General features: G+C 63.2%; 14 protein-coding genes. 7 read left to right on the top strand and 7 right to left on the bottom strand.

Features of this window, described 5'->3' with window-relative positions; genetic code table 11:
- Positions 1-43 precede the first annotated feature (43 nt).
- The 5 genes from G7016_RS15410 to glgA are packed head-to-tail and all read right to left on the bottom strand — an operon-like array spanning position 44 to position 8,650.
- Positions 44-385 (bottom strand): DUF2934 domain-containing protein, encoded by a 342-nt coding sequence (locus tag G7016_RS15410; protein WP_181115869.1) that lies wholly within the window; start codon positions 383-385, stop codon positions 44-46.
- Positions 386-399: 14 nt separating this feature from the next.
- Positions 400-3,186 (bottom strand): malto-oligosyltrehalose synthase, encoded by a 2,787-nt coding sequence (locus G7016_RS15405; RefSeq protein ID WP_181115867.1) that lies wholly within the window; start codon positions 3,184-3,186, stop codon positions 400-402.
- Positions 3,183-5,273, bottom strand: coding sequence for a 4-alpha-glucanotransferase (gene malQ / locus G7016_RS15400; RefSeq protein ID WP_181115865.1), 2,091 nt, complete (start codon positions 5,271-5,273; stop codon positions 3,183-3,185). Before malQ ends, G7016_RS15405 begins: the two co-directional genes overlap by 4 nt.
- The gene (gene treZ / locus G7016_RS15395) at positions 5,270-7,063 is read right to left on the bottom strand and encodes a malto-oligosyltrehalose trehalohydrolase (protein WP_181115863.1); all 1,794 of its coding nucleotides are present in this window, start codon (positions 7,061-7,063) and stop codon (positions 5,270-5,272) included. The genes malQ and treZ overlap by 4 nt, the downstream gene beginning before the upstream one ends.
- Before the next feature lie 15 nt (positions 7,064-7,078).
- A complete protein-coding gene (glgA, locus tag G7016_RS15390) occupies positions 7,079-8,650 on the bottom strand; it encodes a glycogen synthase GlgA (protein ID WP_181115854.1) in 1,572 nt (523 codons plus the stop codon).
- A 346-nt stretch (positions 8,651-8,996) separates the two neighbouring features.
- Between glgA and G7016_RS15385 the strand changes: the two genes are divergently transcribed.
- Both G7016_RS15385 and G7016_RS15380 read left to right on the top strand, forming a co-directional pair.
- Positions 8,997-13,736, top strand: a complete 4,740-nt coding sequence (locus tag G7016_RS15385) for a dermonecrotic toxin domain-containing protein (RefSeq protein ID WP_181115846.1) — start codon at positions 8,997-8,999, stop codon at positions 13,734-13,736.
- A 91-nt stretch (positions 13,737-13,827) separates the two neighbouring features.
- Positions 13,828-18,321, top strand: a complete 4,494-nt coding sequence (locus G7016_RS15380) for a dermonecrotic toxin domain-containing protein (protein WP_181115843.1) — start codon at positions 13,828-13,830, stop codon at positions 18,319-18,321.
- Positions 18,322-18,430: 109 nt separating this feature from the next.
- Here the strand turns inward: G7016_RS15380 and G7016_RS15375 are convergent, their stop codons facing one another.
- Entirely contained in the window at positions 18,431-18,613 is a 183-nt protein-coding gene (locus tag G7016_RS15375; RefSeq protein WP_181115840.1) for a DUF6026 family protein, read from the bottom strand.
- 313 nt (positions 18,614-18,926) lie between these two features.
- Here G7016_RS15375 and gnd point away from each other — a divergent pair, with 313 nt between their 5' ends.
- From gnd to nudC, 5 genes are all read left to right on the top strand, one after another.
- Positions 18,927-19,904: a phosphogluconate dehydrogenase (NAD(+)-dependent, decarboxylating) gene (gene gnd / locus G7016_RS15370; RefSeq protein WP_181115837.1), complete on the top strand. Its 978-nt coding sequence runs from the start codon at positions 18,927-18,929 to the stop codon at positions 19,902-19,904.
- Positions 19,905-20,007: 103 nt separating this feature from the next.
- Entirely contained in the window at positions 20,008-21,519 is a 1,512-nt protein-coding gene (gene zwf, locus G7016_RS15365) for a glucose-6-phosphate dehydrogenase (protein ID WP_181115828.1), read from the top strand.
- Positions 21,516-22,331 (top strand): Cof-type HAD-IIB family hydrolase, encoded by an 816-nt coding sequence (locus G7016_RS15360; protein ID WP_181115825.1) that lies wholly within the window; start codon positions 21,516-21,518, stop codon positions 22,329-22,331. The genes zwf and G7016_RS15360 overlap by 4 nt, the downstream gene beginning before the upstream one ends.
- 54 nt (positions 22,332-22,385) lie before the next feature.
- Positions 22,386-23,198 (top strand): crotonase/enoyl-CoA hydratase family protein, encoded by an 813-nt coding sequence (locus G7016_RS15355; protein ID WP_181115823.1) that lies wholly within the window; start codon positions 22,386-22,388, stop codon positions 23,196-23,198.
- A 28-nt stretch (positions 23,199-23,226) separates the two neighbouring features.
- Complete coding sequence (gene nudC, locus G7016_RS15350; protein ID WP_181115821.1) at positions 23,227-24,057, top strand: NAD(+) diphosphatase; 831 nt, start codon at positions 23,227-23,229, stop codon at positions 24,055-24,057.
- Here nudC and G7016_RS15345 read toward each other — a convergent pair.
- Complete coding sequence (locus G7016_RS15345) at positions 24,025-24,804, bottom strand: TSUP family transporter (protein WP_181115818.1); 780 nt, start codon at positions 24,802-24,804, stop codon at positions 24,025-24,027. The genes nudC and G7016_RS15345 overlap by 33 nt on opposite strands.
- Positions 24,805-24,891 lie beyond the last annotated feature (87 nt).

The raw sequence follows: 24,891 nt of genomic DNA, 5'->3' as shown, positions 1-24,891 counted from the left end.
CTGCAAGCCCGGCGGCGGGAAGCTGGCCGGGCGGGGGTGGGGGTCAGCTCGCTGCGGGCTTCTTGGCGCTGCGAGGTTTTTTCTCGGCGCTTGCTGCCTTGGCGGCAGGCTTCGGTGCCTCGGCAGGCTTGCTGGCCGCAGCCTTGGGCGCGGCCTTCGGTGCAGCCTTGGCTTTGGTCGCGGCGGCAGGTTTAGCTGCCTCCGTGGTCACCTCATCCTTGGGCTTTTTCGGGGCCTTGCGGGGCAGCTTTGCAGGGGCCTTGTCTTCAGCCTCGGCCAGCTTGCGCGCCATTTCCCAGTGCCGCTGCGCATGGCCTTCCGGGCGGCCTTCCGATTCCCAGATGTAGTAGGCAAACTCTTCAACGCGTTTATCGCTAACACTCATAGCCATGCTCCTGATCACGAGTCACTTTGTAGATAGAGGTTGACGGGGAATGCCTTCAGCGCCGTGCTCATCCGCAAGTCCTTGTCCAATGTGACTGCCTGAGATGAAAAAAGTCCCTTAAATTCAAGCCGCGAAAGGTTTTCAGGAAGCCGGACACACGTATCCCCCCATTTTTCGTCCGAAACGAGCAACTTGCCCTCGGCCAGCAATTCGCTGCACAGGCGCGGCACGATCACGATCGCATGGCGGCCCTGGTGGTGGCGGGCAAACGCCAGCACTCGACTCGCCTGTTCGCCATGAACCTCCAGCGGCAGATAGTCGCCTTGCAGGAACAGGGCCGGTTCCTCGGCCCGGATATTCAGCAAGGCGGCGATCAGTGCTTGCTTCACATGCCCGTCGCTCCAGTTTTCGAGCAGCGCGAGCGGGTCGGTGGCGGTGGCCAACGCTTCGCTCCGGGCAGTGTAGTCCACGGGTCGGCGGTTATCCGGATCGACCAGGCTGAAATCCCAGAATTCGGCGCCCTGATACAAGTCCGGGATGCCTGGCACAGTGGCTTTCAGAGTGGCTTGTACAAGCCCGTTCAGCGCACCTGCCGGTGCAAGTACGTGTACTGCCGAAACGATGGACTGGCGCAGCGCTAATGTACTATCGGCCGTGAGCAGGTTCTGCAGGAAGTCCCGGCAGGCACTCTCATACGCTTCGTTCGGTGCGCTCCAGCTACTGACCAGCTTGGCTTCGCGCAGCGCCTTTTGTTGCCATTGCTGCATACGTTCGGCGTAGGCCGCGAGGCCTGCGGCGTCGTCGGCTTGCAGGTCGAGCGGCCAGCTACCCAGCAGCGCCTGATACAGCATGGCTTCATCGCCACCGGACGGGGCGGGGCCATCGGCATATTCGCCGCGCAGGCTGCTCGCCAGCGCCTGCCAGTGGGTGATCAGCGCACCGTACCAGGTACTACGTTCGCTGATCACCGCCAGCCGTGCGCGCGTGTCTTCACCTCGCTTATGGTCGTGGGTCGCCGTTGCCAGCAGGTTGCGCGGGAACGCCGCGGCTCGCATCTGGCACGCTTCATGGAAAGCTTCCGGGGGCGCGCTGAATACTTCAGGATCGAAGCCCACGTCGTTGCGCGAGATCAATCTGGCGCTCCGGTAGAAAGCTGTGTCTTCCATGGCCTTGGCGGCTGTAGGGGAGCTGAGTTGCTGGAATCGCACGCAGGCGTGGCGCAGCGTTTGCCTGCGACGCCCCACCGGCAGGCTGCGCCACGGCTCGCCGCCCAACCAACGCACGAGGAAGTCCAACACCGGCCAGTCGCCCTCGCTGAGGTCGGCGCGGGCGCCTTCCACCGCTTGGGCGAAGAAAGGCTCGTCCTCGGCGGGCCGGCCACAGGGCGTGATGTAGGTACGGTAAACGGTGTAATGCACGATCAACCCTTCGAGCGCCCGGCGGATGCTGCCCAAGGTGAAATCCCGGCTCATCAGGTCACTGCGGGCCACTTGCAACAGGGCCTGGGCCACGGATTCGAAATCGCCCGCCAAGGTGCCGTGGAGCACGAACCGGCGGCCGGCACGCACCTCTTCCATGAAGTCGGCACTGCGTCCGCTCATCCGTACCCACAGGTCACTGAGGTGCTGCTCGCCACGCGGGTCGTGCTGCACCAGAGATACCTGGTTCATGAATTCATAGCCGGTGGTGCCGTCCACGTTCCAGTCGCGGTGTAGCTGCTCGCCATTGCCGAGGATCTTTTCCACGAAAATCGGGAAGTGCTCCACCTTGGCTTCAGCGGGGCGCTTTGGCAGCAGCCGCTCTACGCGGCGGCGCAGTTTGCGGCAGTAGGCGCGAGGGTTCGCCAGGCCGTCCACGTGGTCGATACGCAGACCGTCCACAAGGCCTTCCTCTACCATCTGGAAGATCTTGGCGTGGGTAGCCTCGAACACCTCGCCGCGCTCCACGCGCAGCCCGCCCAGTTCGTTGATGTCGAAGAAGCGCCGCCAGTTGATGTCGTCTGCGGCGGTGCGCCAGCTGGCGAGGCGGTAGTGCTGCCGTTCCAGCAGGCGGTGCAGGCGATCGAAACCTTCTGGCGTAGTGGAGTCGTACAGCTTGAGGACGGTTTCCAATGCCCGGAACACTGCACCCTCGGCTGCCAGGTTAGCCAGCTCCTGGCGCAGTGCCGGTGCCTGCGCATAGGCATCGGCGTCATGTGCCAGCGCGCCGAAGCGTTCACCTATGGCCTCCAGCCGGTTGTCCACTGCAATGCTCAGAATGCTTGCGTAATCAGGCGGGCAGATGGGGAAGCGGTGCTCATAGTGCTCCACATAGAAGCTGCCAGCTTCAGCGTCGAAGCGCAGGGGGATATCACCCTGTTGCAGGGCGGTTCCGTAGTCGCTGCCCAGGAATGGAATCAGCAGCTGGCCCTCGAGCAGGGGGTCGGGCGAATGCCACTGGATATCGAAGAAATTCGCATAGGGGCTGCGACGGCCCCACTCCAGAAGGTCCAGCCACCAAGGGTTACTGGCGCCACCCACCGCCATGTGGTTGGACACAATATCCAGTACCAGCCCCATTTGCCGTTCCCGCAGCGCGGCAACGAGCCTGCGCAGGGCAGGTTCGCCACCCAGCTCGGGGTTCACCACGGTGGGATCGACCACGTCATAACCATGCATGGAGCCAGCGCGGGCTTTGAGCAAGGGGGAGGCATAGACGTGACTTACGCCCAGTTGCTCGAAATACGGCACCAGCGCAACAGCGTCATCGAGGGTGAAATCTTTGTGGAATTGCAGGCGAATACTCGCGGTAAATGGCTTCATCGGTCACGCTCATGAGCTTGTCGGCGGGCTACGGCAAGGAGTTCCAGGCGGCGCGCCGGGTCGGGCAGGTCTAGCAGGGCAGCACCGGTCGCCTCCAGGCGCCGACGCCAGTTGGGGTGTTCGTCAATGGTGCCGGGCAGGTTGGGCTGTTCCACCAGCCCCAGGGCGTCTTCGATGGGCAGCAGCACCAGGGGGGCCCGGGTATGGCCCACGAAACGAACGCTGCCATCGATGACCTGGTCGGCAATGTCCGGGTCCTGGCGCTCTTCAACGAAGTTCTGCGGGTCCTGCTTGAGAATGTGCTCCAGGCCACGCTTTTCCTTCACTCGGGTTTCCCGCCATTCCCGTTCGGTTTTCTCGTCGATCAGCGCCAGGCGACGGGTCCAGCCGATTTCATTGGTGTGCCACCAACCCTTGAGTGGCGGCAGGTCGTGGGTGCTGGTGGTGGCCAGGGCATTGTCGGGCCACTCCAGCAGCTGCTTGAAATCACCCGGGTGGTTTTGCTCAAACAGCAGCACCCGCATGCCGAGGATGTCCCGGGCCGCGAGTTTTTCCCGCAGCCCATCCGGCACAGTGCCGAGGTCTTCGCCCAGCACGATGGCTTGGTGGCGATGGGATTCCAGCGCCAGCAGGCGCAACAGGTCGTCCAGCGGGAAATGCAAATAAGCGCCTTCGGTAGGCTTCTCGCCCTGCGGGATGACCCACAGGCGATTCAAGCCCAGCACGTGGTCGATCCGCAGCCCGCCGGCGTGGGCGAAATTGGCCCGCAGCATCTCGATGAAGGCCCGGAAGCCATTGCGTTTGAGGCCCTCAGGAGAAAAAGCCGAGATGCCCCAGCTTTGGCCCGAGCGGTTGAGGATGTCCGGCGGAGCGCCTACGGTCACTGCTGCCAGCAGTTCATCCTGCCGGCTCCAGGCCTGGCTGCCGGCACCGTCCGCGCCCACGGCCAGGTCTGCGATAAGGCCGATGCGCATGCCGCTGGCTTTGGCGGCGGTTTGGGCGCGCTCAAGGCTGCGGGCGATCAGCCACTGGCCAAAGGCATAGAATTCGATTTCCTGCTCGTGGGCCTTGGCAAATTCGGCCACCCCCGGGCTGCGTGGGTGGCGCCAGGCTTCGGGCCACTGCCGCCAGTCCTGGCTTTCGCCCTTGCGGGCGCATTCAGCTTGCAGGGCTTCAAAGCAGCAATGGTCGGCCAGGGCTTCGCCGCCTTTCTGGCGGAAACTGGCGAAGTCTTCCTGCATAGGGTGCGCAGCACGGGTGAAATCTTCGTGGAGCGCGCGCAGCAACCTCAGCTTGGCCTCGGCGGCCCTGGGCCAATCCACCAGTTCGAGCTTTTCAAGTTCTGCCAGCGTGCCCTCAAGGTTCAGGTGCTCAATGGCGGCACGCACCGTGTGCTCACCCAATACCGCGCCGGGTGCGGCATACAAGGCATTGAGGAACAAACGGCTGGACGGGGAGTACGGACTGTAGCGGGTGGTATCGCTGCTGAACATGGCATGCATGGGGCTTATCGCCAGGGCGTCGGCACCTCGCTCGCCGGCGGCGCGTACCATCTCTTCCAGCGCTTGCGTGTCGCCAAAGCCGCCGTCATGCGGGCGACGCAGTGAATATAACTGCACGCCCAGCCCCCAGGCGCGAGGCGCATCGACACCCAGCGCATCGGCCACGTTGTAACAACGGGCCGGAGCCACGGCAACGGTGAAGTGCTGATCGCCCACCCGAACCTGCTGATAACCCACCGGGAGCATGCCAGGCAGTGCCGCCTGGGCGTCGAGCTTGAGCTCGAGTTCGCCGCCGTCTTCCAGATGCACCGTGCAGGCTGCTCCCGGTGCCAACCAGCGGCTCAACGGCAGAGGCTTGCCATAATCGGCAGTGAGCAAGGGAGGAAGGCGGTGATTGTCTTCTTCTGCCTGCATCACGCGCAGGCTTTCGGTCACATCCTCGTCGCTGTTCGCCGGGTGGCCCAACGCGCTCAGCACGTTGCGCAGCACGTCAGGGCTTACGGTTTGCGGGCGGTTGTTGGCGTCGGTCCATTCCACCGCGATACCGACTTTTTCGGCGAGGCTTCTGAGCGCTTGGTCACTCATGAAATGGCCTCCAGCGGGTCGCGGGGGATAAGGCTGACCAACGCGGTGTACGCCGGGAGCTCGCCGGCTTCATCGAAGCGCGCGTTCGGGCCGCGGCTATCGAACAGCCAGTAGCGGTCGAAGGGCAGCTCTGCCGCCACTGCCTGGTCGCTAAAGTTCAAGTCGATCTGCCAGGTCGAGCCATCGCCCAACTGCCAGCGCGCCGAGACGGCCTTGTCGGCCAGAATGGTCACCCCGAGCGAGCGGCTGCCTGGCAGCCGTGGCATCAGGTCGCGGCGGCGCATGCTCAGCAGGTGAACGTACAACTCCACCCAAGGGCCGCGCTGGTGTTTCTCGAAGTCATCGAAGGCGGGCCGCGAGTGTTTGAACGTGGACTCCGCATTCGGGTCTGGAATCTTGTCGCGGCGCTCCGGGTCCTGGAAGGCGCTGAAGGACTTGAATTCAGAACGGCGGCCGTTGCGTACGGCCTCGGCCAGTTCCCCGTGGAAGCTGGTGAAGAACTGGAACGGCTCGGCCGCGCCCCACTCGTCGCCCATGAACATCAGGGGGATCATCGGCGAGGCCAGCAGCAGGGTAGTGGCGGCGCGCAGGGCAGGTTCCGGCGCCAGCTGAGACAAGCGTTCGCCAAACGCGCGGTTACCGATCTGGTCGTGGTTCTGCAAGAACAGCACGAACGAGGTGGGGTTCAAGTGCCCGCTGGGCTCACCCCGCGCTACGCCGTGGCGGTTGGTATGGCCCTGGTACACAAAGCCTTCGCCCAGGCATCGCGCCAGCTTGGCCGTAGTGTCCTGGGCGTAGTCTTCGTAATAGGCCTCGGCTTCGCCAGTAAGCAGCACGTGCAGCGCATTGTGGCCGTCATCGTTCCATTGGGCGTCGTAGCCTTCCTGGAGCAGGTGAGCCTGGTTATGTTCGTTTTCCAGGTTAAGCCACACGTGACGGCCGGCCGGGATGGCTTTGCGGATGCGCCGGGCCATCTCCTGGAGAAAATCGGGGTCTTCAATGGCGTGCACGGCGTCGAAGCGCAGGCCGTCGAAGCGGTAATCGAGCAGCCACATCAGGGCATTGTCGATGAAGAAATCCCGTACTTGCGGGCGGCGGAAGTCGATCGCCGCGCCCCAGGGAGTGTGTTTGTCTTCGCGGAAGAAGCCCTTGGCGTAGCTGTTAAGGAAATTGCCGTCCGGCCCGAAGTGGTTGTACACCACGTCCAGAATCACCATCAGGCCGTGCTCATGAGCGGTATCGATCAGTGCCTTGAGCTGGTCGGGGGTGCCATAGGAGTGCTCGGGTGCATAGGGCAGCACGCCGTCATAGCCCCAATTGCGGTCGCCGGGGAATTCGGCGATGGGCATCAGTTCGATCGCGGTGATGCCCAGCGCCGCCAGCCGTGGCAGTTGCCTGGCCACGCCTTCGAAACCACCCATCAGGCCAACATGCACCTCATAGATAACTGCTTCATGCCACGGGCGGCCCTGCCATTGGGCGTGGCGCCAGGGGTACGTGGCATGATCGACCACTACGCTGGCGGAATGAACATCACTCTGCTGCGCCCGCGAGGCAGGGTCGGGCACGGTAAGGTCGTTATTGATCTGGTAGCGGTAGGTCGTACCTGCGTCGCAGGCAGCTTCAGCGGTGAACCAGCCCTCGGCTTGGCTGATCATGACGAGCTGTTCACCGTCATCGAACACCACCCTGACGTTTTCCGCGTCAGGGGCCCAGAGCGCAAAGCGGGTTAGATTATCGCCCACACGGGTGGCCCCGTGTGCCCAGGTAACAGGTTGCAGGTCAGCCATGTCGGCGCTCCTCGATCAGTAATGCCGCCCGGCCCGCCCATGTGAGCGGTTGACCAGCTTTGTATAAAGTTCGGCGTAGGGTTCAACGGCCTGCGACCAGTTGAACGGTTGGGTCATGGCGCGGCAGCGCATGGCGTTCAGCAGGTCCGGCTTGCTGAAGGCGTAGAAGGCGCGCTTCAGGGCCTCTTCGTAGGCCGCCACCGAAGGTTCGTCGAACAGGAAACCGGTCACACCGTCTTCGATGGTGTCGGCCAGGCCGCCCGTTTTGCGTGCCACGGGCAGCGAACCGAATCGCTGGGCGTACATCTGGCTCAGGCCGCAAGGTTCGTAGCGGGAAGGCATCAGCAAGAAGTCGCTGCCAGCGAACATGCGCCGGGCATCGGTTTCGTTGAAGCCGATACGGGCTGACACCTGCCCCGGATAGCGCTTGGCCAGGTCGCGCATGGCCTGTTCTTCTTCAGGCTCGCCTCGGCCGATGATCGCGATCTGGCCGCCGTTGCGTACGATGTAGTCAGTCACCCCTTCGGTGAGGTCCAGGCCTTTCTGGTACACCAGGCGCGACACCACCGCGAACAGCGGGCCAGTGGAAGGCTCCAGGCCGAACAGGTTGCGCACATGCTCGGCGTTCACCGCCTTGCCGTCCCAATCGTTCAGGCTGAAGGGGCAAACCAGGTGAGGGTCGGTGGCCGAATCCCAGCTGGCGTCGATGCCGTTAGGGATACCGCTGAGCAAGCCCTGATGCGCCTTGCTGGTGAGGAAGCCGTCCAGCCCGCAGCCGAACTCCGGCGTGGTGATCTCTTCGGCGTAGGTAGCACTCACCGTGGTGATATGGCTGGAGTAGGCCATGCCGGCCTTGAGGAACGACAGCTTGCCGTAAAACTCCATGCCTTCCTGCTGCAGGGCGTGCTCGGGAATACCCAGCTCCGGGCAGCAGGCCAGGCTCACGACGCCCTGGTAGGCCAGGTTGTGGATGGTAAACAGGGTGGGGACGTTCACGCCGCGCCAGTGCATGTAGGCCGGGGCCAGGCCGCTCGGCCAGTCGTGGGCGTGAACCAGGTCGGGTTTCCAGTGCACCATGCCGTGGCCGGCGGCGATGTCGCAGGCGGCCAGGCCGAGGCGGGCGAAGCGGATGTGGTTATCGGGCCAGTCCCGGCCGTTGACGGCGCCGTAGGGGTTGCCGTCGCGCTCATACAGTTCGGGACAGATCAGCACGTAGATCACCAGCCCATCGGCAGTGTCCATACGCCCGACCTTGCAAGGTGGCAAGGCGGCGTGGCCGCCCAGTTCGCCCACGATGTGGATAGGGTTGTCGCTTTCCAGCACTTGAGGGTAGCCGGGGATAAGCACGCGCACGTCGTGCAGGTGGCTCATCGCGCGGGGCAATGCCGCCGACACGTCGCCCAGGCCCCCGGCCTTGATCAGATCCGCCATTTCCGATGTCACGAACAGCACTTTCTTGCGGTTCGGATTCGCCGTGTGGTCCGGTTGCAGCACCCTGCTGGTCGAAGTGATAGCCGGCAGCGAGGCAACCTCGCTGACCTGCTGATTGAAACGCTCTCCATGGGTTTCGACAGCGGCACTGATCATCAAACTCTCTCCCGTAGCGTAAATGACTTCTGGCAGATCTATGGTTTTTCTAATCCGACCCCAATGCCGCTCGTATGGCCGGCCCGCGGGTGAAACACGCGGTATGAATCGCTCCTGGAGGGGTGGGTAAGGGCACGCTCAAAACCGCGCATCACTCACTGTTTACCTGACCCGGGCGGCACTCAGAAGTTTCGGATTTCTTTGCATTGGCACTACGGACTTGCCCCAATGAGTGTAGGCGTGAATCAGCAACCCGCTGGGTTGAAGCGAAGCGGTACTTGCGTACCACACAACCTGCCCCCGTCTACGGTTGCATGGTGGCCTCCCAACCCACCAGGAGCCTGCAATGCCTGTGCCTCTAAGCCTTCCCAGTGTTATCACCCGTTACTCCCCGGTCGCCGGGGCCGCAGTTAAACGTTTTCGCCGCCAACCGAGCTTGTTATCTACCGCTTCGCGCCTGGTCGGGCAGGCGCTCTTGCGGTTGCAGCCACCTGTCGAGGCTGACCCCGGCAGCCTTGCTCTGGCGTGGCCTCTAACCGGCGGGGCAGAGGGGGAGTTGAACTATGTGGTGCTGCCCGAACTGCTCATTGACCTCTTCGTACGTGAGACGGCGCTCACGGTAGTGCCCGGTTATCAAACCTTGATCCAGAAGCAGGGTGCCCAATGGACGGAGCTTGCAGTCGACCTGCAATGCATGGCTCAAGAACTGGACGCGGTGCGGCCGACCCTGATCGAATCGTTCGAGGAGGCCCTTGCCCTGTTCTGGAGCGAAACGGATTCCCAGGGCGAGACCCACTGGAGATGGATGGCTGACTATGCGCGAGCCAGCTTTATCGAGGGCTTGCATAGCGGGCGCAGCGCTGAAACCTTGCCGATGCACGCCTATGAAGCAGGCCTGACGGTTGCCACATGGCGCAAAAACGAAGCCATCCTTGGGCAGCGACCTGCCGATCCGGTCAGGGTATACCTGCTGCAGATACAGGAAGGCGATACGGCATTGCCGTTCGATGCGAGGCTCGATCCGCAATTATTGGTCAGCTTTACCGGGGACGGCCAGGGCGATGACCACCTGCTGTTTTCGCAGAATGGAGGGCTGCGGTATTTTCCCTCCACCCGGGCATTGCGGGACGCCATCGACGCGATGCTGAGCCGTTGGGACGGGGCTGAGGATGCGACCCTGCAACGGGTGGAGGCGACCGGTGATGTGTTCTGCGCGCTGGCCCGCAGCCTGTTGCAAACTCAATTGATCCAGCTTAGCGGAGTAACAGGCTGGGTTCGTATGACAGAGTCCTTGTCAGCGACCTCACTTTTGAAAGCGTCGAGCGATGTGGTCACCGGTTTCTTTCAGATCGATGCCAGAAGGCAGGAGCGCAATGCTCGCGACTTGCAACGAGCGCTGCCCGACTGGCTGCGTCGGGCGCCGGCGGTCGACCGCTGGCATTTCGCGGGCGCACTTGCACAGCTTGCTCTGAGCTGGCCACAAGTGACGGGGAGCTGGTTTCTCCATGACATTCCCACCCTTGAAGCCTACGTATACCAGCGCCTTCGCGACGAGGCCGCCCGGTTGCACCCGGAAGGGCCGGCATTGGTGCCGGAGCACCTCGTACTGACGCTTGTTTCTGTGGTACCCGATCCGATTGCAGTCACAGGGGGGCCGTCGGAGCCGCACTTCTTGAAGGAAGCACTAAGCGTGACCGCGCTGGCCATCGATAACCTGACTGCCCATGAAGCAGCCTGGTTGGATATCGCGGCCCGCCCCGGTACAACCGTGCCCGCCTGGTTGAATGAGGATGAACTAAAGGCCCTGGTCCGCGCTATCGACGTTGGTGAGCAGTACCCCGCGATGCTTCGAAGGCGGCTGGTAGAAGGGCCTGAATCACAAGCCCGGCAAACCCTGTTCGGCCATCAGGTTACCCTTCAGCTACCCCTGCTGGCCTGGGAGTTGATGCTGCGAGGCGAATGCGCCATGGACCGCGACGGTTATCAATTGGTGGAGGAGGGCCTTGGGGCGCTACCCACACCAGAGCCCGCCCATCTTGTGGGATTGGGTGTGACCGCCGGCGCGCAGTACGGTGTCGATATTATCGCTGGCACCTACCTTTTTACCCGGGATACCGATCCTTCCGCGCCCTGCGTACTGTACCGGCCCTTGCACGCCAAGCCGCTTCGCCAGTTCAGCTCACTTGATGCGTTATGGGATGAGCTGTGCGCCCCTGGCGAGCTTCAAGAGAGCGCACTGCTCTGGATGACCGACCTGGGTCGTTCGCGCTATAGCCGGGGAGGCCTGCGGGAGCCACGCGTCGCGCGTTTTGGCCAGGGTGATGAGTTCGCGCCGTTACAGGTTCCGTCGCCGGCCCGCCCGGTACTGGTGCCGCTGGCTGCTCCGCGATTGCACACACTCTATGAGCAGGTGGTGAAGGCCCTGATTGATATGGCCGAGCGGCGCTCGGTTTCAAATGCCGAAGACCGCTGGGTTTCGCTTGGCCACCTTGCGCAAACGCTATTTACCGGCTTGATGCCCGTGCTGAACGGCCCGCTGGCGACCGCGGGTTGGCTGGTTCAACTCAGCGATGCCTTCAACGTTTACCTCAACACCCTCGATCAGTCGCAAAGCGCATCGGCAGCGGCCCGAACCAACCTGTTGTTCAGCGTTGCAATGCTGCTTCTGAGCGAAGCTGTCCATTGGCCGGTGGATGAACCCGAGCGCCTGCAGGAACCTGAGCCCAGCCCAGGTGGAGCGATCGGCGACGGTGCGGTCGACGAGGCATCCGAGCCGCCAGAGGCGCCAGCTCCGCAGCCTCCCAGGCCGGTGGCTATGCTGGGCTGGGCTGAAACGGCGGTCGCGGAAGCGAAAGCCGTGAGCCGGCCGCTTGACCTGGACCTGAGTTGGTCCGCCGTCAGCCTGGTGCCTTCGCCAACCCAGACACAAGCGTTGGCCGCGCTGCGCGCCAGCCCGCCCAGCGAGCCGCTGAGCCCCATCCCCCATGGGCCGTATCAAGGGCTTTATCTGGACGATCGGCAATGGTTGATGAAGTGGCAGCACAATTACTACGCGGTCAGCGTCGAAGACGTCGACCTCAGGATCGTTGGCCCTGAAGGCCAGGAGGGGCCGTTTATCCGCCGGGACGAGGCCGGGCGCTGGGCCCTTGATCTGCGGCTACGGCTGCGCGGGGGCGGGCCAAAGCGGCGGATCGAGGCGCGTCGACACCAGAACGAAGTGGATCGCCAGCAGGGCGAACGCCTTTACGCTGAGATCGTAGGCTACTACGAATCCCTGCGCACACGCGCAAACAGCGTTGCTGAGCGAGTCGAGCATGCCTCACAGCACGACGAGCCGGCCATGGACGACAGGGAGGCCCTGGATAAGCTACTGCGAGAGGGGCACGAACACGGCGCCCAGCTCATTTCGGCCTACGAAGGGTTGAACAAGGCCACGCCCCTTACCGATTACGCCGAGCGGATCTGCGAAGTGCTTGCCAGGCAATTGCACATCAGCCGGACCATCACGGACAACCTTTCCCAGCTCTCGCGTTTGTGCGTTCAGGACTCGCCTTATCTGAAAGTCAGCGAAAAGGCGCTGAACGAGCTGGTGCTTCGTGATCCTGCAGGGTGGGTCAATTTCATCGAGCGCTACCGGGACCTGACCGAGCAATCCCTGATCTATGTTCAGTTGCATCATGATACGGTCCGGCAGATCGAAGCGATTCCACGGCTCGGCGCTCGTACACTGGAACACAATGCCCGGGCCGTGGACACCTTCCACTCGCCAATGGAGTTGCGATCCTCCCTGGCCTATTGTGAACTGGGCCTGGTGATGGAGCCGCTTCGTGGCAATCCGGCACTGGCCGAGCAGGTGCACCGAGCGCTGGAGCCGCTGTTGGTCCACGGTACATCCCATGCCGACCTGATCGCCGACCCCTCAGCTACACCCCAGCAAACGATGGAAGTTCTTGATACCGCCCTTCATCACTATCAGCGCGTGGAAGATGCGCTGCGTGTGTTCAAGGAACTGCTCGCCGCCGAAGGGGTGATGCCGGCCCTGGAGCGCTTCGAGCGCATAGCCGTGGCGATGCGAGAGGATGCTGAGGCCCGCATGGGAGAGCTGGTGCGCAGTGCCGTAACGCCTGTAGTGTCCAGCGCAAGCGCCCGCCGGAATGCGCCGCGTCGGCCCCGTCCGCGGCCGGCCTCCGCAACGAGCGTTCCGCGCCCTGCCTCAAGCACGCCACAGCCTGTCGCCACGGAGGTCATTGTTACCGCTGAAGGGGAGTCGGTGATGGCTCATACCCATACCGATCACCGGACGCAACAAAAGGTGGCGCAGGTTATTTCCAATGGCCGGGTATTGGCGACCTGGCGCCAGGACTCCACCACGGGCGCGTGGAACAAGCCAGCGGTGCCCGTGCGCCAGCCGGCGCAAGGATTGGGCGCACGCCTCGACAGCCTGGTCGCCGAAGCAGATAAAGCGATGCGCCAGGTACGAGAAGAAGTGAGTACGCTGGCACGGTTCAAGCTGGCCACCCGGGTGCCGGTCGAGATCGAGGATCTGTATCACGGCAGCGCACGACGACTGGAGGCGGCGGCCGAGGACATCGAAGAAGCACTCACCCAGCTCAACGAAACCGATGCGGCAATACAACAGCGTGGGTCGGCCGAGCGCAAGGCTCACGAACTTCGGGACCTGGCGGGCATTGCCCGGCGCACGGGGACACACGCACGCGTGGAGATCAGCAAGAGCCTGTTGCCTACGGTCGCGCGGCTCGATTTCCTGGTGGAGCAAGGGGAGGTCACCATCCGCAAGCTCGGCGGGCGCACGCCTCTAGGGCGCGGCGGGCGGCGTGACTTTGTTCAGGAGTACGAGATTCAGGACCGCCAGCGGCATCCGCTTTGGTACGCTCACTTTCACTACGACACCACGACCTCGTCAGCGGAACGGTTTACTGCCGCTCACCTCAAAACCGTGACCCAGCGGTTCGACGGGTATCAGAAACAACTCCAGCAAGCCCGTGACAATGAGGAAGTCATCGGGATCTACCGCAGCAGGATCGACCTGACGGCGGCCCGACGGCTGTTCCTCTCTCTGCCCTGACAAGGGCCTGGCCGGGGCGGTATTCCTGTATCGCCCCCGCCTGCTGGAACGCAGCGACACTCCGTGCTCCTTTGCCATCAGGAGCCTCACCATGCCCGATCCGTATACTGCCGTCTCTCGTTCCGTTCCACTTCACTGGCTACCCGGCCCGGTAGCCCGCCGACTGGCGGATGGGCCGACCCTCGAAAATGCCGCAATGGACCTGCTGGGTCCCGCGCTCGCAGCGGCCTTGCCCGCACAAGGCGCTAACCACACGCTACCCGATACCCTGGCGCTCGGGCACAGCCTGTGGCGCCAGGAACAGCGACAGCTGGCGTTCGTGCGCTATCAGATTCAGCCGCTGGCGGCGGCCATTCTGGACCGCTTCATCGCCGGCGCACCTCTTCCGCTGTCCGCCGAGGAAACCTTTCTCACCCTGGAGCGGGGCAGTGAATACCCCGCTCGGTTAGCCGGTGACATGAACAGGGTCATCGAGGAAATCGATCTTGTCAGCCCCTTCGTTGTGGACGCCTGGTGCGAACGTTGGATGGAATATTGGCAAGCTCCCGACGAAAACGGCGAAAGCCCTTGGGCCTGGATGGCTGCGTACCTGAAGGAACGGGTGAATCAGGCCATGGGCGATAGCGAAGCTGCGGGCCTGCTGTCGGCTTCGGAGCGGGCCATGGTTCGCGTGTCGCTCGGCCTGCCGCCTTCGGCAGCCCCAGCCGCCGAACCGGAGCGGGGCCAGGTACGGTTACTGCGTACTGTTGGTGAATCGGCGCCGACGCTGCTAGTGTCGGGCCCGGCCACTGCATCGGCATGCATAGCCTTTAGTGCGGACACCGGATTTCGGCGTTTCCCTGACGCGGCGGCGGCTACTCGCTATTTCGGCGATCCCTTGCCAGTGGTAGGCGAAGCCATTGTAGCGGGAGACCCGTTTTCCGCCTGGGCCGTCGTGATACTGGAGGATTATCTGGCGTGTGCGCTCGACAAAGCCGAAGCGTTGCGTGAATCCAGCCTCGACGCAGACACGTTCTCTGCAACGATGGAGGCTACCATTCCCGGGTGGACGCTCGACAACGGGCATCGGCTTGCCCGCCGCAATACCCTGAAGCATCAACTGCCGCGCTGGCTGACCGAGGCCAGCAAGAGCGACCGCCTACGCTATGCCCTTGGCCTTGATGCGCTGCTCGCTGCCCGGCGTACCACCGGCGATGACGGCTTCCTCTCGGGCATTCCGACGGCGGCGCAGTACGCCCGACAGCGGTTGATCGAGCAGGCTGCAAGAGAGCATCCCCTTGCGCCATTGGCCGACCCGGACGACGTGGTGGTGCGCATCTTCACCCGCACCGACGATGACCTCCTTTCCATTGCCGGGGGCGGCGGCAGTATTCATTTGAGTGAGCAGCAGATCAGCCTGGTGGATCTCAGCTTGCTGAACACTGGCGGGCGCCCTGCGGGGTGGATGGCGATCAGCCCTCGGGAGGGTAAGACAATTCCTGCCTGGCTGGACGACGATAGCGCGATAGCCCTGGTCAAGGCCGTGGATGTGGGAGGCGCCTATCTGAAGTTGCTGCACGGGGCGCTGACAACTGGCGAGGAGGCGGCTCGGCGGCGGCACACCTTCAAGGCAATGGTCGCGGCGCAAGTGCCGTTGCTGGCGCTGGAGCTTCGGCTCAAGCAGGAATGTGGCTTCGACGAGCAGGGTGTCGCGTTGGTGCGTCGCAGTTTCGTGCCTGACAACGAACTACCTCGCCCAAAAGTTGCCAGGTTAGGGCTTGAAGCTGCTATCGGCCTCCCTCCGGACATCGCTACCGGGATGTTTTTACTGCACCAGCCCGAAGCCAGCGATACCGTCGTGCTTTACGCTCCACTGGCTTCGCAACCGCTGAGGCAGTTTCAAAGCCGTGGAAAGCTCATGGAGGCCATCATGGACGAACCGCAACTTCGTCAAATGGTTCTGAGCTGGCTGAGCGAAATGGCCCAGACGCGTTATCGCAACGGCGGGTTGCGTGCCCCACACTGGCTGCGCTTTGGCCAGGGCGATGAATTTTCCCCGATGCCCACTATCACGCCCGCCACGGTGACGCCGGTGCCGGTGCAAGGCAATCCGCTGGATGCGTTTTATGAAGGGGTAGTGGACGCACTCACGCTGGCCGCCGACCGGCAGACCGTGTCGAACCAGGAAAGCTTCTGGATTTCCGCCCGAGAGGTGGGTTGGCTTATGTTTAATCAAGTCACGCCTTTTCTCAGCGGCCCCGCCGCCACGGCTGGCTGGCTGATACAGATAGGGCATGCACTGGATGAGCATTTCAATGGGGTTGGCACCGTCGACACTCCGCCGGATTCCGGTGTGGATGAATTGCTGTTTGATATTGCCCTGGCCCTCGTCAGCGAAGCGTCAACCCGAACCCTCGGAACCCCTTCCTCGACGGGCAATGTTGAAATGGTAACTGGCCATGCGTCCCCCACTGCTTTGCCGGAACGCGTGGTGCTTGAAGCAGGCTGGGGTACGGCGACCATGGCATTGAACGCGGCGCTGCGGCAGCGCCTGCACCAGCTGGCCACGCCTCGCCCCACAGACCTCCCGCCACAGGTGCCTGCCGGCCCGCTGAAAGGATTGTTGCAGGATGATCGCCGTTGGCTTGCCTGGATCGATGGCGCGTTGTTCGAGGTGGCACCCGGGAATGGCGAAGCCGTTGTGCTGGACCCAGTGTCAGGGGAGGCAAATGGCCCTTGGCTGCGTCGCGACGAAGCGGGGCGTTGGCGCCTGGACCTGCGGCTCCGGCTACGGGGCGGAGCCCCCAAGCGCAGGATCGAGCAGCAGCGTGAACTCAATCGACAAAGGCGTGAGCGCGCGAGGCAATGCCTCAGCGAAATTGAACGGACCTATCGCGTGGTGCGTGCAGCGGGAGTGGAGGGTGATAAGGCCATCAGCGCTGCGATCAGTGCCGGCAACACCGGTGCCGCCCACGCTCGCCGGCTCGAAGAAGCAGCCCGCGTGTCGCAGGCACTGGATACGTGCGCCGGCCTGCGAGAAGAGTATGAGGGTATCAGTGCCGAGGTCGCCATGCCGGAGCGCGGCAAGGAACTGACTGTCGCTCTCACTGCCGAAGCCAACCTGTGTGCTTACTACCTTAGCCTTAACCGCGACCTGTTGATGGACCAGCTGAACGCAGCTCAAGTGAGCGCGCCGGCGTTCCAGGGGGATGAGGTCATGCAGCCGGCCGAGGTTACGGCCTGGTTTGCGTTTCTTCATGAATACCAGGACGTTGCCGATGCAGGTGTTCGCTGGCGCATGCGGCTGGATGAACGGATGCGCAAGCTGGGTGAAATACCGGTGGCCGGTCGAGCCGCCCTGGCAGCACTGGAACCGAAGATGGCGACGTTTCGGCAGCTTATCGAATACAGGGCTTTGAGCGTATACACCGAATTGAGCCTGATGGAAGAACCGATGGTGGGGGATGACAGCGTTCGGCGAAGTGTTCACGAGGCCATGAAGCCGCTGACGCTGGGGCTGAACACCCACAAGGAAATGACGCTTGATACCGCGCTTGCGCGCGGCGCTGCCCTGGAGCTTCTCGATGGGGTGATCCATACCTATCAGGCGGCGGAAGACACCCTGCAATGGCTGCGGCAGACCCTGCGCCCCGAATATGTTTCTTCAGCATTGGATAGGCTGTCCGAGATGCTCGCGGCTCTGCAAGCAGACGCTGAAGCCTGGCTTGGACGCCTGCTTCGGGAGGCCACCGCGCCCACTCCGGCGCCGGCCCACCCTTCTGCCGGGGCGGCCCATGGAGGGCGCAGGGTGATCCGCACCCGCACGCGGGGCGCCGTGGTCGCCAGGGTGCGTGCCAAGCCTGAAAAGCCTGCCGAGGAAATCGCGGAGGTGGTGTCCCCGCTGGATAACACGGTGGTTGCCCGCTTTGAACAAGACCCGGCCCACGGTGATTGGGTCGAGCAGCCGCCTGCCGCAGCGTCACCCTCCAATCGAGGGCCGCATGACGACCTGGAGCGCCTCGCCGAGGAGGCTGATCGCCAGCTCGAAGGCGCCACCCGACAACTGCAGCAGGCGCCAAGATTGGCCCGGGTTACCCGCATCCCGCTGGAACTGGAAGAGCTATTGACTGGCTCTGCTCGAAACCTGGCGGATCTTGCCGACAGGATCGAGGGCGGGCTCACCCATCGCAATGAAACCGATGTGGCGGTCGAAGCCTGGGGTAGTGCCGAACGCAAGGCTCGGGCGCTTCGTGACATGGCGGCGCGGTTGATCAGCCAGGGACGGACCTTGCGGATCCGGCTTACCAAGGCGGCCCTGCCAACGGCAGAACGAGTGCGCTACCTGGTGCAGGAAAGAGAAGCGCGGGTGGAACGATCAGGTAGCCGGGTTGCGCTCAAGGGGCAGGGCAAGCGGAAAGACCTTGTGCAGGAATACGCCATACGGGAGCCGAACGGCACTGTGCTGTGGTATGCGCATTTCCACTATGCCAGCCTTGATGCAGCGGATAGCCAATATGTGGCGGGCGCATTTGAAAACGGTGAGCCAGCGTTTTACCGGGCTACAAGCCCAGCTGGCGCAAGCGGCCTCGGATGCAGACGTGCTTAAGATCTATCGAAGCCGAATCGATCCTGTAGCGGCAAGGGAGTTGTTTCTGAACCGCCCCTGACTGGCGAGCGTCCGGCACGGCAGTAGATGCCGTGCCGGCTTCGCGGCATCAGGCGATACGCGCGGTGGGCACGAAGTCGAGAGCGCCGTGGGTAGCCTGGGAGAGCATGGCGCTCAACTGGGCGACTTTACGCTTGAGCTGGTCGCGCTCGGCCTTGAGGTCGTGCAACTCGTCACGACGGATTGTGACGTACAGCGTTTGGGGTTGTTTGGCTACGACTACGTTACCCATTGCACACCTCGATGGCGGATCACTACGTTAAGGGCTGACCTCGTGGGGTGTTCCCCGCCGGGTTATGTCCTTGATCGGCTCCGATTCTGATTTCTTTAGGGCCGCTTGGGAACTTTTTATTTCAACGTTGTCGCGGCTTCCGGCAGGTAAATGACGCCAAAGCCACGTCGCGCGCGGGTTTGAGACGGTTTACCGCTTGTCGGGAACTTTTACGCAGAGGGCTGAAACCTTCCGCAGGCGCTTCGGACTAACCTTCAGCGGCGGGCTGCTATAAGCTGTTACGGCTTTTCTTACATTTTCTGGAGTTACCGGCATGCAATTGGGAATCGTGGGACTGGGTCGCATGGGTGGGAATATTTCACGACGCCTCATGCGTAACGGCCATCACACGGTGGTATACGACCGCAACGCGCAAGCCGTGCAAGCGCTCGAGCCGGAAGGCGCCAAGGGGGCGCACAGCCTGGAAGACCTCGTCGCCAACCTCGAGCGGCCTCGCGCGGTATGGGTAATGCTGCCCGCCGGCGCGCCGACCGAAGACACCATCAATGAACTGGCCGGCCTGCTCGAGCCGGACGACGTGATCATCGACGGTGGCAACACCTTCTACAAGGACGACGCCCGCCGCGCCAAGGCCTTGCTGGAGAAACAACTGCACTACGTGGACGTCGGCACCTCGGGTGGCGTGTGGGGGCTGGACCGCGGCTACTGCATGATGATCGGCGCCGAGACGGCTGTTTTCGAACGCCTCGAACCGCTGTTCGAAACGCTCGCGCCGGGCGTGGGTGAAATCCCGCGTACCAAGGGCCGCGAGGCCGACCACATTCGTGCCGAGAAGGGGTACATCCACGCAGGCCCTGCTGGCGCTGGCCACTTTGTGAAGATGATTCACAACGGCATCGAGTACGGCATGATGCAGGCCTTCGCCGAAGGCTTCGACATTCTCAAGACCAAGAATTCGACCCAGCTGCCGGAAGACCAGCGCTACGACCTGAACCTGGCCGACATCGCCGAGGTATGGCGCCGGGGCAGTGTGGTGTCCTCCTGGTTGCTGGACCTCACCGCTGACGCGTTGGTGTCGGACCCTGAACTTGCCGGTTACTCGGGCTCGGTGTCCGACAGCGGCGAAGGCCGTTGGACCATCGACGCAGCCGTGGAACAGGCCGTTCCGGTCCCGGTGCTGGCCAGTTCGTTGTTCGCGCGCTTCCGCTCCCGCCAGGAAGCCACCTATGGCGACAAGATGCTGTCGGCCATGCGTTTTGGCTTCGGTGGTCACATCGAAGTGAAGAAGTAGTTCCAACACCCGGGCTCTGGCGGCGCGCCACAGCCCGGGTGACTTGCCGTTGCTCGCGCCACTGGCCGTGCAGCGTATGCCCATCAGCGCTGGAGACAGCTGTATGAAGCGAGGCAAAACCACGGCCGAGCCGGCACCCTCGGCTACCCTGTTTCTCTTTGGCGCCCATGGCGACCTGGTAAAACGCCTGCTGATGCCGGCGGTGTACAACCTGGCCCGTGATGGGCTGCTGGACCCCCACCTGCATATCGTGGGCGTTGACCACAACGAAGTCAGCGATACCGAGTTCGCCGAACGTCTCAAGTCTTTCATCATCGATCAGGCCCGTGCCCGCCACCCTGAGCAAGCCGAAGACACCATCATCGATCCTGCTGTGTGGGAGCCCTTGGCCAAGCGCATCAGTTACGTGACCGGGGACTTCACCAACGACGAAACCTACCAGACCCTGGGTCGCACCCTTCAGGCCACCGCCACGGGCAATGCGGTGTTTTACCTGGCGACGTCGCCGCGGTTTTTCACCGAAGTTTCACAGCGCCTGGCGCGTGCCGGCCTGCTCTATGAACAGCCCAATGCCTACCGGCGTGTGGTGGTGGAGAAACCGTTCGGCTCCGACCTTGAAACCGCCCAGGCGCTCAATACCCAGCTGCTGGACGTGATGAGCGAGTCCCAGATCTACCGAATCGACCATTACCTGGGGAAGGAGACCGTGCAGAACATCATGGTCAACCGCTTCTCCAACGGTATCTTCGAGGCCTTCTGGAACAACCATTACATCGATCACGTACAGATCACTGCGGCCGAAGCCGTGGGGGTGGAAACCCGCGGTGGGTTCTATGACAGCATTGGTGCGCTACGGGACATGGTCCCCAACCACCTGTTCCAGTTGCTCGCCATGGTTGCGATGGAACCCCCGGCTGCGTTCGGGGCGGACGCCGTGCGCGGCGAAAAGGCCAAGGTGATCGGTGCCATCCGGCCCTGGACGACCGAGGAAGCGCTAGCCAATTCCGTGCGTGCGCAGTATGCGGCCGGGGACAAGGGCATGAAGGGTTACCGTGAAGAGGACCGGGTAGCGCCCGACAGCCGCACCGAAACCTACGTGGCCCTCAAGGTGATGATCGATAACTGGCGCTGGATGGGTGTGCCCTTCTACCTGCGTACCGGCAAGCGGCTGAGCGTGCGGGACACCGAGATCGCCATCTGCTTCAAGCCGGCGCCTTATGCGCAGTTCCGCGATACCAACGTGGACTACATCAAGCCCAACTTCCTGCATATGCAGATCCAGCCTGACGAAGGCATGTGGTTCGACCTGCAGGCCAAGCGCCCAGGCCCGGCCCTGATAATCGACAACGTGAAGCTGGGCTTCGCCTACAAGGACTTCTTCCAGATGCAACCCTCGACCGGCTACGAAACGTTGCTATACGACTGCTTCATTGGCGACCAGACGTTGTTCCAGCGTGCGGACAACATCGAGAACGGGTGGCGGGCCGTGCAGCCGTTTCTGGACGCCTGGCGCGAGCAGGGCGGTTTGAGCGAGTACCCTGCCGGCAGCGATGGCCCGGCGGCCGCGGATCAATTGCTGGCCCGTGAAGGCCGTACCTGGCATTCCCTCGGATGAGCGCGCCGATCAGGCTGGTCCTCAGCGACATGGACGGCACCTTGCTGCGCCGCGATCACAGCCTCACGCCAGCAGTGGTGGAAGCCGTACGCAAACTCCAGGCGGCCGGCGCGACTTTTACCCTGGCCAGCAGCCGCCCACCGCGGGCGATGCTCGAACAGGCCCGCTTGCTGGGTGTGACCGCACCGATCGCCGGCTTCAACGGGGGCAACCTGGTCTACCCGGACGGCCGCTTGCTGGAAGCGCACACCATCGCGCCCCAGGCGGTGCGGGCGGCGTTGGCCTTCTTTGCAGAGTACTCAGTGGATGTATGGCTGTTCGCAGACGGCGACTGGCTGCTGAAAAACCGGGACGCGGCGCATCTGGAAACGGAACGGCATGCCTTGGGCTATGACGCTGTTCAAGTGGCCGATTTTGAGCCCTACCTGGACCGGGTGGACAAGATCGTCGCCACCACCGCGAACCACGCGCTGCTGGAACAGCTCGAAGCGGCAATTCAGCCAGTGCTCGGTGGCCAGGCGCATGCCGCCCGCTCCCAGCTTTACTACCTGGACATCACCGCACTGGAAGCAGACAAAGGCAAAGCGTTGGCCCGCCTTGCGCGGCACCTGGGCGTGCCGTTGGAGGAAACCGCGGTGTTGGGCGATGGGCATAACGACGTGGCGATGTTCGAGGTAGCGGGCCTGGCGATTGCGATGGGTCAGGCCAGTGCCGACGTACGCGAGGCGGCGGATGTAGTCACTGATAGTAACGAGCAGGACGGGGTGGCCAGCGCGATCGAACGGTTCATTCTGCCGCGCGTGCTCCGGTGACCCGGCCGGTAGCGATTGCTATAGTCCGCGCTCCATAACAACAAGGACCTGGCGATGACCGAGTACAGCGCGTTTCGTGTAGAGCGACGAGGGGCGGTTGCCCATGTGGTGATCAACCGGGCGGAAAAGCGTAACGCGATGAACGCTGCGTTCTGGGTGGAGATCGAACAGATATTCGATACCCTCGATGCCTCCGATGACGTGCGCGCGGTGGTACTCAGCGGCGCCGGCGAACATTTCAGCGCTGGTATCGACCTGGCGATGCTGGCCCAGGTCGCTGCCGAGCTGGGCCCGGATGTGGGCCGCAACGCACGCTTGCTACGGCGCAAGATCCTCGCGCTACAGGCCGCCTTGACCGCAGTAGAGCGCTGCAGCAAGCCGGTACTTGCCGCCATCCAGGGCTACTGCATTGGCGGGGCGGTAGACCTGATCGCCACGTGCGACATGCGTTACTGCAGTGAGGATGTCCGCTTCTCGATCAAGGAAGTGGACATGGGGATGGCGGCGGATGTGGGCACCTTGCAACGCCTGCCGCGCATCATCGGCGACGGCATGCTGCGCGAGCTGGCGTACACCGGGCGCGAGGTCCGCGCTGAAGAAGCGTTGCGGCTGGGCCTGGTGAATCAGGTATTTGCCACGGCGCAGGCGTTGGAAGAGGGCGTGTTCGCTGTTGCGCAGCAGATCGCGGAGAAGTCCCCGCTGGCGGTGACAGGCACCAAGCGCATGCTGAGCTACATGCGCGACCATTCGGTGGAGGATGGGCTTGAATACGTGGCCACCTGGAACGCGGCCATGCTACAGGGAAGCGACCTCAGGGTGGCATTGGCTGCGAGCCTGAGCAAACAGGCCGCGCGCTTCGAGGATTGACCGCACGGCATTACCAGGATTTTTGACCATGGCGCATCGCTGGACTACCGCAGTACTGGATACCGAACCCACCGGGGGCTGGGCCGTGGCCCGAAGCCCCGAGGGCTTCATGTTCGACAGCAAGGGTGTGTTGTTCGCCCGTGACTGGCTCAAAGGCCTGGGCCTGCCGATACTGTTCGAGCACGGCATAGGTTACCTGGACGATCAGCCGGTGTACTTGCTGGAGTTCGAAGGCCCTGTAGCGGTGAGCAATTGCCAATGGCAGGGGCTGCGGCAGTTCATGCTGCAAACCGACTTCGAGCATTACCGCATGCTGGCCTATGCCGCGCAGATCGGCACCTGGGCACGCGAGCACCGCTTCTGCGGCAGCTGTGGCAAGCCCATGGTGCAGGTGGCCGGCGAGCGGGCCATGTACTGCGACCGCTGCGAGCTGCGCGCCTACCCGCGCATTTCGCCCAGCATGATCGTGCTGATCACCCGAGGCGACGAGATACTGTTGGCAAGGTCGCCGCGGTTCGTCACCGGCGTGTACAGCACCCTGGCCGGTTTCGCCGAGCCGGGCGAAAGCGCCGAGGAATGCGTGATCCGCGAAGTGCGGGAAGAGGTAAGCCTGGAGGTGCGTAACATCCAGTACATGGGCAGCCAGTGTTGGCCATTCCCCCACTCGATGATGCTGGGCTTCCATGCCGAGTACGCCAGCGGGGAGATCATTCCTCAGCTGGATGAGATCGAGGACGCCCGCTGGTTCCGCATCGACGCGCTGCCACCATTGCCGGCGTCGCGCTCCATCGCGCGCTATCTGATCGACCTGTACGTTGCGCGCCGGTCAGGCTTGCCCGAACCAGTGCTGCCAGGCTAGCCGTACGGTCAGCGCCAGCACCACGGTAATGAACACCGGGCGAATGAAGGCCGCGCCGCCGTTGATGGCGGTGCGGGCGCCCAGGAACGCACCCACCATCAGGCTGGTGCCCATGGTAAGGCCGATGATCCAGTCCACCTGCCCCGAAGCGATGAACACCGCCAGCGCGGCGGCATTGCTGACGAAGTTCATGCTGCGCGCCACACCGCTGGCTTTCACCAGGTCGATCGGATAGAGCAACAGGCTGCTCACCGTCCAGAACGCACCGGTGCCGGGCCCCGCCACGCCATCGTAGAACCCGAGCCCGAGCCCCTGCGGCGCTTGCCATTTCTTGCGCACCGGTGCGTTGCTGTCCAGCGGCGCCTTGGGCGTGCCGCCGAACAAGAGATAGAGGCCACAGGCGAACACGATCACCGGCAGCATTTTATTCAGCCACTCGGCCGGCAGGTAGTGAGCCACGCCAGCGCCAAGCAGTGAGCCTATCCCGGTGCATACCAGCGCGTGCACCCATTGCCGGGGCTGGAACAACTTACGGCGGTAATAGGTGAAGCTGGCGATGCCTGAACCGAACGTGGAGCTGAGCTTGTTGGTGCCGAGCACCAGGTGCGGGGGCAGGCCGGCAGTAAGCAGGGCAGGCGTGGTGAGCAAGCCACCACCGCCAGCGATGGCATCGATGAAACCGGCAAGGAACGCCACCCCGGCGAGGATGGCCAGGGTGGTGGGGGCAACGCTGAGATCGAAAGGCATGGCGCGCTACTGCGTCGGAACGGGGTGCGCATTCTAGCTTGAATCGTCGTGGGACCGGGCGCGGAGCCCGGGAATGTCTAAGAAAGT

The sequence above is a fragment of the Pseudomonas japonica genome, assembly GCF_013522925.1.
Classification (GTDB): domain Bacteria; phylum Pseudomonadota; class Gammaproteobacteria; order Pseudomonadales; family Pseudomonadaceae; genus Aquipseudomonas; species Aquipseudomonas japonica_A.
Note: the sequence above shows the minus strand (reverse complement) of the source record. Positions and strands in the feature narration are given on the sequence as shown.